The sequence below is a fragment of the Pseudomonas fluorescens genome, from assembly GCF_902497745.1.
Classification (GTDB): Bacteria; Pseudomonadota; Gammaproteobacteria; order Pseudomonadales; family Pseudomonadaceae; genus Aquipseudomonas; species Aquipseudomonas fluorescens_BM.
Window position 1 is genome coordinate 12530 of sequence record NZ_CABVHJ010000033.1, and the last position, 13873, is coordinate 26402.

At 51.0% G+C, this 13873-nt stretch carries 12 protein-coding genes and 4 pseudogenes; 4 read left to right on the forward strand and 12 right to left on the reverse strand.

Going from position 1 to position 13873, the window contains the following annotated elements:
• Positions 1–338 precede the first annotated feature (338 nt).
• The 4 genes and pseudogenes from aqpZ to F8N44_RS30075 all read right to left on the reverse strand — a co-directional run.
• A complete protein-coding gene (gene aqpZ / locus F8N44_RS30060) occupies positions 339–1040 on the reverse strand; it encodes an aquaporin Z (RefSeq protein ID WP_224794840.1) in 702 nt (233 codons plus the stop codon).
• A gap of 88 nt (positions 1041–1128) precedes the next feature.
• A complete protein-coding gene (locus F8N44_RS30065; protein ID WP_224794837.1) occupies positions 1129–2577 on the reverse strand; it encodes a serine hydrolase domain-containing protein in 1449 nt (482 codons plus the stop codon).
• Positions 2574–3182, reverse strand: coding sequence for a hypothetical protein (locus tag F8N44_RS30070; protein WP_150652908.1), 609 nt, complete (start codon positions 3180–3182; stop codon positions 2574–2576). Before F8N44_RS30070 ends, F8N44_RS30065 begins: the two co-directional genes overlap by 4 nt.
• A gap of 401 nt (positions 3183–3583) precedes the next feature.
• A pseudogene (locus F8N44_RS30075) lies at positions 3584–4150 on the reverse strand (IS30 family transposase); the annotation flags it as partial.
• A 156-nt stretch (positions 4151–4306) separates the two neighbouring features.
• On the opposite strand from F8N44_RS30075, the pseudogene F8N44_RS31940 reads away from it, so the two are divergent.
• A pseudogene (locus tag F8N44_RS31940) lies at positions 4307–4402 on the forward strand (LysR family transcriptional regulator); the annotation flags it as partial.
• Between the two features lie 188 nt (positions 4403–4590).
• Here the strand turns inward: F8N44_RS31940 and F8N44_RS30085 are convergent.
• Positions 4591–4950, reverse strand: coding sequence for a YcgJ family protein (locus F8N44_RS30085; protein ID WP_150652909.1), 360 nt, complete (start codon positions 4948–4950; stop codon positions 4591–4593).
• Between the two features lie 255 nt (positions 4951–5205).
• Positions 5206–5598 (reverse strand): YcgJ family protein, encoded by a 393-nt coding sequence (locus F8N44_RS32345; protein WP_150652910.1) that lies wholly within the window; start codon positions 5596–5598, stop codon positions 5206–5208.
• 715 nt (positions 5599–6313) lie between these two features.
• Here F8N44_RS32345 and F8N44_RS30095 point away from each other — a divergent pair.
• A complete protein-coding gene (locus F8N44_RS30095; protein ID WP_150652911.1) occupies positions 6314–6523 on the forward strand; it encodes a hypothetical protein in 210 nt (69 codons plus the stop codon).
• A 133-nt stretch (positions 6524–6656) separates the two neighbouring features.
• Here the strand turns inward: F8N44_RS30095 and F8N44_RS30100 are convergent, their stop codons facing one another.
• Positions 6657–7637: an IS5 family transposase gene (locus tag F8N44_RS30100; RefSeq protein WP_150652912.1), complete on the reverse strand. Its 981-nt coding sequence runs from the start codon at positions 7635–7637 to the stop codon at positions 6657–6659.
• Between the two features lie 259 nt (positions 7638–7896).
• Here F8N44_RS30100 and F8N44_RS31945 point away from each other — a divergent pair.
• Together F8N44_RS31945 and F8N44_RS32350 are read left to right on the forward strand one after the other, a co-directional pair.
• Positions 7897–8225: pseudogene (locus F8N44_RS31945) on the forward strand (hypothetical protein).
• 100 nt (positions 8226–8325) lie between these two features.
• Positions 8326–8421, forward strand: a pseudogene (locus F8N44_RS32350) (hypothetical protein); the annotation flags it as partial.
• Between the two features lie 222 nt (positions 8422–8643).
• Here F8N44_RS32350 and F8N44_RS30115 read toward each other — a convergent pair.
• The 5 genes from F8N44_RS30115 to F8N44_RS30135 all read right to left on the reverse strand — a co-directional run bounded on the left by F8N44_RS30115 (position 8644) and on the right by F8N44_RS30135 (position 13532).
• A complete protein-coding gene (locus tag F8N44_RS30115) occupies positions 8644–9075 on the reverse strand; it encodes a hypothetical protein (RefSeq protein WP_150652914.1) in 432 nt (143 codons plus the stop codon).
• Between the two features lie 439 nt (positions 9076–9514).
• Positions 9515–10189, reverse strand: coding sequence for a DUF3313 domain-containing protein (locus F8N44_RS30120; protein WP_150652915.1), 675 nt, complete (start codon positions 10187–10189; stop codon positions 9515–9517).
• A 33-nt stretch (positions 10190–10222) separates the two neighbouring features.
• Entirely contained in the window at positions 10223–11368 is a 1146-nt protein-coding gene (locus tag F8N44_RS30125; RefSeq protein WP_150652916.1) for a linear amide C-N hydrolase, read from the reverse strand.
• Between the two features lie 26 nt (positions 11369–11394).
• Complete coding sequence (locus F8N44_RS30130; protein WP_224794838.1) at positions 11395–12231, reverse strand: hypothetical protein; 837 nt, start codon at positions 12229–12231, stop codon at positions 11395–11397.
• 554 nt (positions 12232–12785) lie between these two features.
• Complete coding sequence (locus F8N44_RS30135) at positions 12786–13532, reverse strand: LecA/PA-IL family lectin (RefSeq protein WP_150652917.1); 747 nt, start codon at positions 13530–13532, stop codon at positions 12786–12788.
• Positions 13533–13873 lie beyond the last annotated feature (341 nt).

Genomic DNA, 13873 nt, shown 5'->3' on the forward strand with positions numbered 1-13873 from the left:
GATGCAAATGCTGCAACTAATCTGCTATATCGGAACGGAGCACTAACGTTCAAAACGAATCCAAAAAACATATGAAAAATCCCTACAGAGCACCCTATAAAAGTATCTACTACCCTCAGGGCGTCGCTCAGCGCCACGTCTCATATGTTTATCCCTCTCGTCTCACGCTCAACAAACAGACCCTGCATTATCGACAGCAATGAGGCACCAACGTCCGACCACAGCGAGGCGCACTCCAAAAATCGGCAACGAACTGAATCGACAGCTCCTTGATTTAAAGCCCTCACAAACACTGATCACAGTAATTTAAATAGGCACACAAACTAGCCATTCTCGGGTTATTCACCCTTGCAAACCTTGGCATTGAATACCCGAGACAGCAGGCCGCCGAGCACCGCGCCCAGAAGGGGAGCAACCCAGAACAGCCACAACTGATCAATTGCCCAACCGCCCTGAAACAGCGCAACACCGGCACTGCGCGCAGGGTTCACCGACGTGTTGGTAACGGGGATCGAGATCAGGTGAATCAACGTCAATGCCAACCCAATCGCCAAAGGCGCAAAGGAGGAAAGCTCGGAGCGAGACACCACCGAATTGATGATCAGCACAAAAAAAGCGGTCAACACCAATTCAATCAGCGCACAGGCCAGCAACGAATACCCGCCCGGAGAGTGGGTGGCGTAACCGTTGGAAGCGAACCCCGATGTGGTCGCGTCGAAACCCGGCGCCCCACTGGCAATCACATACAGCACCGCGCCCGCCAGCACTGCGCCAAGTACCTGGCTGGCGACGTACGGCACCAGGTCCTTGCCGGCAAACATCCCGCCGACCCACTGCCCCAGGGAAACCGCCGGGTTGAAATGACCGCCCGATATATGCCCAAGGGCGTAAGCCATGGTCAAAACCGTGAGCCCGAATGCCAACGCCACGCCCGCGAACCCAATCCCCAGGTTCGGATATCCAGCGGCGAGCACAGCACTGCCGCACCCACCAAAGACCAGCCAAAACGTGCCGAACATTTCTGCGCCTAACTTCTTCAACATATCCTTATCCTCGATGCGAACGTTGCGGTATTCCTTCGCAGACAGGCGTCACCACCCGACAAGCCCCTGCTTCGAGAGACGGTTGTCAATTGTCGGTGATTGCCTGCGAACCGCTGGAACCCGCCGAATCGCTGATGCGCTCCGACTTGTGCTGTGTCATCAGTGAATGCGCCACGGCTCTGAACGCGGGTAATGTCACCCAGTCATTGGCGTCGTTGGCGGGGGCTCGCCCCGAGGCCAGACGCACGATCGTGACCTCAGCCTTGGGGTCGATATACAGGGCCTGGCCGAAAATTCCGCGAGCCTCGAATACGCCGTCTTTATCGCCTGACACCCACCACATATCGCGATAACTCCAGCCGTCGAGTGCTGTATGGCCAGCCCGTGCAAACTTGGCCGGGTCGCCTCCCCGGCGAATGTCTGCCACCACCGCAGCGGGAATCACTTGCCGGCCATTGAAGCGTCCGTTGTTTCTCATGGCTTCACCAAACCTGGCAAGGTCACGCAACGTCGCATTCATTCCACCACCACCACTCTCGGAGCCTTGGCTGTCCACATCAAAATAGGCGTCTTCCTGCGCACCGAGCGGCTGCCAGATTTTGCTCGACAACAGACTCCCCAGCGACTGACCTGTCGCCCGCTTGAGCACCCATGCCAGCACTTCAGCGTTTACGGTTTTATAGGAGAACGCAGCACCGTGCCCACCGTCGGCCTTAAGCGTTTTCAGGAAGTCATAAAGATTGCCAGGCTCGGCGTTATCACTGGATCGCGGCATAAATCCTGCTGCGCGCATATACCGCCAGATATCCGCACGGGGATCGCTGTAATCCTCGGAGTAGCGAACAGCAACGGTCATGTCCATCAGCTGGCGAATCGTCGCCCGGTCATACGCTGTACCCACCAGCTCCGGAATGTAATGCGTCACCAAGGCATCGGCCTTCAACGCGCCGCTGTCCACCAACATCGCCGCCAATGTACCGACGAACGATTTGGTAATGGACATCAGCGCATGCGGCGCATGCGGACTCAATGCACCCAAGTATTGCTCAAAGACAATTCGCCCTTTATGCATCACAAGAAGACCATCGGCGTCTGTAATCGACATCAGGTCAGAGAACGCGTGCCGGGTGCCATCACTGGCAATGAACTGAAGCGCCGCAAGTCCAGAAGCACGACCCGACTCCAGACGCAACGGTGACGGCACCCCACCACCCCGCCATACGCCCAGTGTCGGCAACAACCGGCGCATGTTGGAAAAACTCCAGCGATTGAACGGGTATACCAAAGCATTGGCCAGCATGACCGACTGGCCTGCCGGCGGCGGCGCACCTTGCATAATCCCAGCTACCACCGGATCTGTTGCCTCGATTCTTGGCGGATGCGCCATCACCGTCTCACCGTGCGCGGGCAGAGTCCAAGCGGCCGCGCAAACCAGCAGGATTCGCAGCGCACGGTTCAAGGTTGCGTCAATTGGCCCTCTACTGAACACGCTCTCCAGCCGTGCGGTTTCGCCGAGCTCACGCCCGCCACTCACCGCTTTTGCTCCAGCAGCAACGCCAGCTGAAGCTCAAGCACTTCAATCCGCAGCTGAAGGGAAGCGACCTGCTGAGCATGCGGCGCTCCTGCCTGATCTTCGAGCATTTGCCGTAACTGCCCCAAATTAACCGCATCGTTATCCCCCGCCGCATCTTTCACATAAACAATGCGCCGGCTGATTTCAGGACTGCCCACAGAGACGACGTCCTCGTCCGCTGCTAAAGACTCGTAGCCCAACGCAACAGAGCGGGCACCGGTCACCTCGGTGTTGTAGCCCAACGCTATGCCAAAGTTCGCCCCCTCACTCACATTGGCGAGCCCTTTTCCTCCTGCGCCTCCCACAGCAATCGAGCACTGGGCCAACGATCTACTCAAATACCCAATCGCAATCGATTCATTTTCAGAGGTCTCGGCAGAGCCACCTATTGCCACGCACAACTGCGAGCCTTTCGCCTCGCCCCTTGCAACGACAGCGTATTTTTCAAGATTAAGCAGGCCATTGTACTTAGTACTGATCGTTCCAGCGTCTGCTTGAATGTCCTTGGCGGCGTCCAGCTTGACACCAACCAGACTGTCTTTTGTTGCAATAGGTAATACTGGCATGGCAGCACCTTAGGTATTGTAGAAACATTATTTTTTGCAAGAAATCTGTGAACAAAAAAGATGTATCCAACTATCGCCCTCTCACTTAATCGCCACCCCTCACCCTATCTCATATTTTTAGCCCTCATGTCTCACAACAGAAGACACCGAGCACGGGACATCCAGGCCAACGATAGGAGGCATGAGAGCGCCCGCCTTGCGTTTCCATGATTGTTAGTTCTGAACCCATCGCAGATGAGCAATAAATCCTCAAAACAGAATGGAACAACCAAGACGTGGGTTATTGAAAAAACAAATACCCCCTGTGTAACTTAAACACTCAATCACCTGACGACAGGAACTCTTAATGGGCCCCCTTCTTAAAGAAATCTGGGCGGATGCAGGAGCTGAGTGCAACACGGTCATTGAATTGAAGCCGGAGCATCATGGCGCATAGCGATGGCGTCGTGCATCACTTGGCTCATAATTTCGATGGGGCATTTAAAATCGAACCGTTTGCGGGGGCGCATGTTCAATTCCAGGGCGATGGCATCCAGTTCTTCCTGGCTGTGTTTCGACAAGTCAGTGCCCTTGGGTAGGTACTGACGGATCAAGCCATTGATGTTCTCGTTGCTGGCGCGCTGCCAAGGGCTGTGCGGGTCGCAAAAATAGATGGCCACCCCGGTCTTCTGGGTGATTTCGGCGTGCTTGGCCATCTCCCGCCCCTGGTCGTAGGTCATGCTTTTGCGCATCGCCAGCGGCATGCGATTGAGCGCCGCACTGAAGCCCTGCATGGCGGAAGTCGCGGTCGCATCGCGCATCTTCACCAACATCAGGTAACCACTGGTGCGCTCGACCAAGGTGCCTACAGACGAGGCGTTGGCCTTGCCCTTGATCAAATCACTCTCCCAATGACCTGGCATCAACCGATCTTCAATTTCCGGTGGGCGCACGTGGATACTCAGCATCTCGGGGATCTGCCAGCGCCGGTAGAGTTTGAAAAGCGTTACACAGCGAGCTTGGAGAGTGTCTAGAAAACTCGGGGAGATTCAAACCTGAGATCACATCGAAGGGTTCATACGCATGGCCCATCAGGCACTGCCGAATTTGTTGCTGCCCCTGAAAGAAGGTTGCCAGGGGGATGCCCGGCTCGCCGCGTCGGCCTCTGTTATGCCGCGCAGGCCCTGGAGTTACCTGCGTTGCGAGCCTTGCACGAGTATTTTCAGACACATCGGCCAGTGCCGTTTTCTGATGTCTTTCCGACAAGATCAATGTGCTGCTCGCCTAAGCAAATGGTGCGGCGGTTGCTCAGTGGGAATACAATTAGGCGGGCCAGCCGGATGCAACAGAGCACTCAAGATTACCTGAGCTGTTCAGTACCCGCTCTACGGCGCCCTGCCGTTCTGACACCAGAGCGTCACCCAGTGATTTATTGACCGAACAGAAGCTGGGTGTATTTCTTCGACACCGCTCCACTACGCCGACCGTCCGCCCCGTAATATCGATCCTCTCGGCACAATCGATCTTTTACATCGCAAAATATTCCATTGGCGAATGTAAATTCGGTCAAATTGAAATCGCCCTGTGAGAACAGTTTGGCAGCAACCTTCGTGCCGAGATTCTTCTCGGTGAGCTCTCGGGACACACCTTCATCGTTTGCACATAAATAATTGTCGCAGAGTACACCTGATTGAGGAGACCTAAGTGCAGCCCGCTCTTCGGCATTTATAGGGATCGCCGCCCCCATCAGTTGCAGAGTTATAAAAAACGAAAGGAAGGACTTATTCATGGTTTTCTCCTCGAAGAAGGCTTCTGTTGCACTATTGACATAACGTTACCTGTAGACGTTAACGGCTTTAATCAGGCCGGCCATGGAAAAATCCGGGCGGACCAAGGAGCTGTTAGCTCTCTGACAAATCGTGGATCTCTAAGATCATGTGGATGTTCTGTTGCTGTTCAAATCGCCGAAGTAATAAGGGCTGGTAGCACATCGCCGGAAACACTGCCGGTGGTTCGGTCGAACACCTGAGTGACTGAACACCGCTTAAGGCGCGCGCCCAAATATTTGAAACGACAACTCAGACACCTCGCGCCTACTTTTTTCGGGATTTAGGCGACCCGCATAACACTGCTTCTCTTTAGAGCTACAATATATGCCATTGCTAAAATAGTATGATTTTTTGTTTAACTTGGTACCGTCCCCTATCCTATTTGCAAGTGTGATGATCGCTGTAAAATCCAAGTAAGCCTCTGTCAGATCCAGCGAAATACCTTCTGCATCAACACAGAAGCTTGACTTTTTATCGCATACAACCCCAGGAACTGGCGAAAAAATCACTGCCTGACTAAAATCGGATGTCGTGTCAGCATGCACAAGTGTTGGCGCTACAAATGCGACCAGGTTTATGGTTATGAGCCTCATTAAAAACGTCTTCATCTGGGTGGATGCTCTGACATAGAAATAGAAAAATTTCTGGAAAACTACTGTTGTCCACCGAGACCGATCGTGAGCGTATTTTGTTTATCTACCCATGACTCGGCTGCAAAAACCGCTTCAGTCATCGCCCGATCAAAACTAGTCCACGGGCCATTAAGCGCCAATACAACCGCCTTCCCCGACACTTCCTCACAGAGAACTACAGCACTTTCAGGATTGGCGTTATATTGCCTCCAATTGAATTTAATAATGAGAGTGTGATTTCGGTAATGATGCTTGATCGGCCGCCGTTGATCTATGCACAACATAATTAACTCCTTATGAATACAACCTCTCTTGCCTCCTGCGCGACAATGAAACCCCTGCTGACGCGCATAAGAATTTTATGCTCGATCGCTCTAATCCCACTTAGCCCACCGAAACAATTCTTTAGTGGATGAGGCGATCATGAATATATTCTCATCCACTCTAGCCGCCCCCTCACCACGTCTCATATTTTTGATCGTAACGTCTCACAATACAGCCTCAAAAAATCCGCTCTCCGTTATTAGCTGGGGTTGGACACATCGATGATCTATGACTAACCTCAAGTTGCAACTGGCCACTTCCCAGCATTAGGGTATTCGCTCTTCTTGCCAGGACGTAAGTAAACGCATTCGTCGCACCATTAATAGAAGATGGCGACGGCCTCAGTGGATTGGAGAAATTGCATATCATGGACAAAAAAAACGTTATTTGTGCATTATCGTTCATGTTTCTTTTAGCAGGAGCGCTACCCGCAAACGCTGATACAACATTAAACCCAGTCAAAAACCTTAAAAAGATCGAAGAGAACAGCAAGAAAGAACAGAAGCGCTGGGACGACTATAAAAAGGCGACTACACCCAAAGAAAATCCAAAACCGAGTGCACAAAAAACAAAATAGGAAGGCTAGGGAAACTCCGATCAACTCGCGGTGTGCGTGCTGTTACTCGAAACGAAAACGACTTTCAGCGCTGCTGGGCGCAGAAAGGCCCACCCGCACCGCTTCGCCGGGCTTTTCAGCCCAGCTCCCCGCGTTACACGCGTAACTCGCCCATACCCATCAGCTGTTTTCGAGCCATCCAAAGGTTCGACAGAGCAAACAGCGTGGTCAGTTGAGCAGTGTTTTTCATCAGCCCACGAAAGCGCACTTTCACATAACCAAACTGGCGCTTGATCACCCGAAACGGATGTTCGACCTTGGCCCGCGTCTGGGCTTTGCAGTACTCGATTTTGCGCTTGGCCTTGTAGAGCCGGCTGCGTTTATTCAGTCGTGAATAAGTGCTACGTCGCGCCGCTATCTGCCAAATCACCTCACGATTTTCGTGCTCATCACGCTTCTCGACGCCGGTGTAACCGGCGTCCGCATAGACCGCGTTTTCCTCGCCATGTAGCAACTCAGCAACTTGGGTTACGTCGGCCACATTCGCGGCTGTGCCGTGGACGTGGTGAACCAGCCCTGACTCCACATCGGCGCCGATATGGGCCTTCATTCCAAAGTAGTATTGGTTGTCTTTTTTGGTCTGATGCATCTCAGGATCACGCTTGCCTTCCTCGTTCTTGGTTGAGCTGGGAGCATGAATAATCGTGGCATCGACGATGGTGCCCTGGCGCAGGGACAGACCTTTTTCCTGCAAATAACCGTTGATGACAGCCAGGATCGCAGGCGCCAATTTATGCTTCTCCAGCAAGTGCCTGAAATTCATGATCGTGGTGTCTTCAGGGATCGGCGCGCTTAATGTAAGACGGGCGAATTGACGCATGGGAGTGATTTCATAAAGCGCTTCTTCCATGGCCGGGTCGCTCAGCGAAAACCAGTTTTGCAGCAGATGGATGCGCAACATGGTCTCCAGCGGATACGGTTTACGGCCACCACCAGCCTTCGGGTAATACGGTTCGATCAACCCCAACAGACCACTCCAGGGCACCACCTGATCCATTTCGGCAAGGAAGCGTTCACGGCGGGTTTGCTTGCGCTTGCCGGCGTATTCAAAGTCGGAAAAGCTCATCTGGCTCATGCGCGGCTCGGGTCAGGTGGTGAAGGTGTATTTCAGCACATCTGTGGACTTGTTCGGAGTTTCCCTAGCACTTAAAATATTGGCGACAGGCTCCGCGCCTAGAGCGCGTAGCCTGTCGACTAATTCATACTGCCCGATCAACTGCACATTAAAATAGTCCTCCCTGCTGCTTCTATCCCCTTCGAAAAAAATCCAAGCAGAGCAGTGTCTCCGGTTACAATGGGTTAAGTAATACACTGCGCCTTTTCTGAGAGCTGTTATGAATACGGAATTGATGGAAGAAGAGATGCGACGGGCGCTACTCGGTAGATCTGAGCCTCCCGCGCCGGCAACCAATACACACGCGCAAGCCGTGACGGATGTCGTGATGGTGGAACCGATAAAAGCAGCGAAAAAAAACAGGTCTCGAAAGGCTTTACTCCCAGGCTGAGAGTTACGCTGCGCGTCGGTAATGAGTTTGAAGGCAAGATGCACGAGATGGTACATGAGGCCGATACGCTGAGCTCCCTGGTTGTGGAGCAAGAAGCGACTAAGATGGCCAGAAAGAAGTTCGGGTTCGTGGAAGTGGTATCGATCAAGTCGATGTGAGTGGGTGCATTGACTTGGTTCGCTCGCCAGGCACTAAATCGTGTTCGATTACCGCGGGTTACCCGATCAGCCAGTATGTATCGACTGAGACATAAAATCTCAACCCCCTGCGATGATACGAGTCCGAAAACAGACGGTTGAGCATCCCTTCAGGATGCTCAACCAATGGATGGGTACGACGCACCTCCTGACCCGAAAGCCGGCCGGGGTGGATGAATTCACGACCGATCTTATTGATCGGAAACTCAAGACCCGAAAAGTCCTGGAAACTGGTCTTACCGCTGAATGATTTGCCAAGGGAGGAAGTCGTGCGCTTCACGCCCTACGAAATTCCCTTGGGGGCCTAAACGCGAAGGGCCAGGAATGAGTTCAACTCACTAAAACAGCCCGCTTTTAGCAAGTGCGGTTTAGTGTCAAATTACGAGACCCAAATAGTATTCCAAATAAATTTTTGTACGTTGTTGCTATCCAGCTTGGCGAAAACAGGTAGAAGGTTTCTGTTTACAGTCAGGTATAAATTTGCTTTAACGTCCCTTAATAAAACGTCAAAATCCATCACATCACCATATATTATAAACTGCAAATTACCAACACTCGGATTTACTTTGTCAGACAGAATCGCAAAGTCGCCCTCACCAACTGCAAGCGCTCGATTGTATTTTTCACTTATAAAGGTCCTATAAGGAATGCTTGTCTGATTAGGGTCTGTTACCCATGTTGATGTTGAACGCTCCATGTCTTCTATTGGTGATGTGTATATTTCAAGGAATGGCAGGTCTTGTGGCCCTTTCGCGATTAAATATCCTTTTCTGCTATTGTGACCTCCATAAAGTATATGAAGTTTTGCCATGGCAATTCACCTTTGTTGTTTAGTAATAGTCATGTCGCATTAGTAAAAGCAGGTTAGAAAAGCTTGCACTTCCCAAGGCCTAGAGACCGCCCCCCCCCAAAAACAAATTTGTTACGCCCGCGATAAATGCTTTCCGACGTTCCCAGCAGGTGCGGCCGTTATCATTGGCGGGAGGGATAAAAGGATGCCTTGGCTAAACTGGATTCAGCTTTAGCAATACGCTTGATGACACAGCCCTCACATAGCAAACTACTGACGACCCCGCACGTCTGGCATATCGCTGCGGTTGCAAACGAATTAGCCATTCTGACCACTAGAAGATGAGGTCGAACTGAGATCAGATCGCCAAAAAACGGAGATGCAGTGCTAGTCGGAGGCAGATGTTCCGGCAGCCACACCGGCTCAGCCCTATTGATTGAACAAGTGATACGTTCTGCTGTTATTTGTAGAACAGTTGCATGTCGTTGGTCATATCTTTTATTGCCGCCTTGAAATTGTTAGCAGTAATTGGCTGGCTTGCATTTCTTACTTGCTCCCCCAAAAGTTTACGCACAACTTTGGCCATGGTTTGGCCGTTACTGGCGTCGATCAGTTCGCCCTCGATGTACAGTTCGGTATCTTGGTCGCGGTGACCGGTGGCCGCCTCAGTCGCTCCAATCGCGGCCGCGACTGGAAGTACCTCATACCATTTCATGCCTTCATTAGAGGCCGTGACTCCGGTAATCGCGGCGCGTAAGACAAGGATCTGTGAAGGGGCGACGGTTGGTTCGAAAGTCGACACTACACGGTACTTCTGGCTCAGCACGTTCTTGGCATTGTCGCTCATGTAGGCTTGCAACTGATCCAGCGTCTGACGGTTGACCCTCTCATTAGGCTGGGGGGCGGGATACAGTTCCAGCTGCTTGAAGACTACGGTGGTGTAAGCGTTCGCGTTCCAGGATGGGGACACCCAACGCATGGCTTTTCCACCACTGGGGGTGGTGACTTCCTGCAGGCTGTTGTAGTCAGGAAGAAACCCTGAGTACTGCTCCTTTTGGGTGATTTTTGAAGTACAACCGCCGAGTACCAGGCTGGCCAACGCCACCCCGACAAAAAGTGTTCTGGTTGAACTCATCTTTTTTGCTCCGTTGGTAAGGTCATCTAAGTTTTAGTTGGCGAAGATAACCGCTGGCGGGGACAACTGCCGCCCCAGAGGCGCCCTTTTGAGTTCTTTTGCATCCAGATCAAACGCACTGATATCAATGCTACGAAGCACTTGGTCATCATACATTTTGATATAGTATTTTCTGTTTTTCAGGTCAGTAATGGTCGACCACTGCGTGTACTCCAATGGCATATTGGCTTCATCATTTGTCTGTATCCAGCCTTTAGGAATGTCAAAGTTATTGATGATGTGTTCTGCAAGACGAACACTGTCTATACCACTCGCCTGTTTTTTTGCGGTAAGAGAATAGGCAGCAGCCCGCACAAAACGAGACGGTGGTGTTGGATCACCAGGTACTCCAAGCAGACCTGAACCCTGACCAAGTGGTTTCAATGTCACGCCGTCGACCTTTAGCGGCGATGCATTAATGGCGGAGATCTTCAAATAATTTCTGAGATTGGTCATGTGCCAGTCAAAAGCAGGCGCATTGGTCATGACACCAATCGGATTGTCATAGAGCTTGAATTTACCGTCAATCGGTTCAATGACCAAGGAAGCGCCTGTGGCATCATGAATTGTATAATGCACGGGTGGCGCAAAACCCATGACTGCTTGCTTGACATCGATAACCGTTACGTTATTTATCGATGCTTTCACTTCTTCAACAGTCGCGAAGTTTGTTAAAATCCAACTCAATACATCCCATGAGGCCAGTGCTTTGTCCGGATCGGTTTTCCTACCATCCGCATAGCCTGCAAGTTCAGGAAAATAGAGAATACCTCCGGCAAGCCCCTTTTCATTCATACCATCTACAAGGGCGGTCACACCGAGAGCATTAAGGCCAACAACAGCATATTTCGCTTTCCACTTTTTGCCGGTCTTGCCGTCGACTCCGGTGCTACTCAACTCAAACTGACGCGGAATGACTAACGCATTTGATTTGAGCTCAAATGCGAATTCCATGGTGCGGGCATAAACACCGCTACCGTCTGTCGTCGGCAGTAAAATACTTGTACAGGCCGAAGCCACACCAAAAGAAAAAACAGATACGATAACTGTGAACACAGTCGCTGCTTTTACAAATTTTTGTCCGATAGACTTTGGAGCGTGTCGTTTCAAAAGAATGCTCCTCTCAGATAAATTATTCATGTTGGCTACTCGCGCACTTTTGTAACTTAGAATACCAACGACACCCCGGCCACCGGACCATGCTGCGTCACGTCCCATCTGAATTTATGGCCAAGGACCTCGCCACCTTCATAATCCTGATAAAGCGCCCTGTACCCGAAGCGCAGCAAAGTTGGCTGGCTAAAAATATGTGTGCGATAACCAAAATAAACCTGCCCCTGTGCACTCATATCTGAACCCGCTCTGAAACCACCCACATCCGCCTCAGCGAAAAGGTTCCAGCGTTCTGTCAAATCTGTATTGATACGCAAACCGATGAATGGATCCGTCCACTCCAGTTTGCGGGACGCCGACCATTGAGCTAAATCAAAGTCCCCTTTAAGCTGCGTCCAGCGCACCCCTGCTGTCGGCTCTACTGCAAAAACCCGCTGATTGCCAAAGACAGTAGTCCCTTCCAGCGGCACCTCAATCGCCCGGAAGAACGCTCCCACCGACAAACTTGTTGACGTAATATCTGCGTCTAATTTCAGGGAGTGAACATCTGCATCCTGATCGACCTTTGTATATTGTCCGTCAACATAGATACCATAAAGGCCATTGGTGATTTCGAGATTGCCCATCATGCTGAAGTTAAGGTTTTTAAATATATCGTTGAACGGTACATCCACATCTGCGTGGTGCCCGGCAACATCGGCATGGCCATTCAGCGATGCCGCCCAGAGATAAGGACTGACAATGATTTTCCAGCGCGGCTCATCAAATTTAGCAGGTAGCCGAGGCGTTATCGCATCAGCACTGAAAGCGGGGCGAGCCATCATCGCTGTGAACGCAACACAGCACGCGAGCACATACTGAATAGCGTAGACTTTTGATGGAAGCTTCATAGGTTAGCAGCACCTCAATAAATACAGTTTGTTTATCACCTAGGCGCCTGCCGGTCGGACTCGAGGTGCGATCCAGTGCGAATTAACCCACGAATAAAAGTTTTGCAATGTGGTTATATTCGTTGGTTCGCGCAGTCAAGACCACCCACCTCATCTCATATATTTATTCCATACGTACCAAGGGAGCTTTGTCTCGGCCAGGTCATTATCACGACATTGGCCACCCATGCCTGGTCCATCCGACACAGGATGCCACTAAGTAACGGGGCGCTGATCCGCTGCCCCAGATTACCGCGATGAGCCAACAGGGAATTACGATGAGAAGAAGAATGTTCTGAGCGCGCTTTAGCTTTCTTGCGTATGTTCAGCTGTAACTTGTTTGACCTTGAAAGGGACGGATCGTCGCACTCGCTCAACATCGACAGAATGGCTATTCCCGCGCAACACTGAAAACAATAAGTATCGGTTGAAGGCCTGACAAAATGTACCAGATGAAATTACTTTAAGTGACACGCCACAGACGTGCCACTATTTTTCTATTCCAGCGTATCGATTTAACCTAGTGGCCAGTTAAGGATAACAATGGCGTCGTTATAGTCATTGTCCGTACCGTCCTCTGCCGCAAATACCGCAATGCCGGGCTCTTTATCGAAAATGTGGTGAGCAAACTTAGTCGTTTTGACGGGTTTGCCATTGGACAGAATTTCCACTCTCACCTTGCCGTTACTCCCTGTAGAACAGATCCCGGAGTACGTTTTATTCGGGTAGCCTGTACCCTCAACGGTATAAAGCAAGGTATCGGGGTTATTCTGCGCATAGATATTAACGGCAGTAGAAGCCCCGGTATTAATGAGGGTTGTCACCCCAAATTGCTGGCCTGGGGGTAACTGAAAGGTAAATTTATTGTCCGACTGAATCCCTTTTTGTTCATGACTGGTCGTTGTCGCTGGGCCGATCGCCTGATTTTTATAAACATCAACAGTATAGCTCCCACTGTTATCTGCATACATGTTTGCGCCGTCAGCAAAAAATAATACAAGCTCCCCATCCGCAGGCACATCCCAACAATAAACCCCGTTACCGACCGGATACTGAGTATTTCCTAGTTTAATCCAAAGCGTGACGTTATCAGTATTAATAGCACCCTGAGGTGCTGCCCAGGCATTGCTACGGTTAGCGTAATGCACCCACCCCTTACTCAAGATGGAAATAACATCTCCTTTTTTTAAAGTGATTCCTGTTGCAACCCCATCAGGATTTGCCCCATCAACCTTACCTGACCAAACTGGCATTACAGACATATCGATATCCCTATTAATAAATTAGCATTACTTTATGAGTGCCTTGTCAGACACTCGGGACTGCATCGCCTCGGTTTTACTTTCGCAAAATCACCCTATATATCCACTCTCTCGCGATACTGATCCGACATAACCGACGAAGTGCTGAGGTAATCACGCATTCACTTTTCGCCACATGATATCCATGCGTCATCTAACCTGTTCCAATCAGGCATATCCACCCATCACGTCTCATATCTCTAGCCTATATGTCTCAGCCACTGATGGCCAAGCGTGGAGACTCTTCCCGATTGCTGCCGTAGCAAGTTCCGCACTGAGTGCAGCGAATCACTACAGCTGAA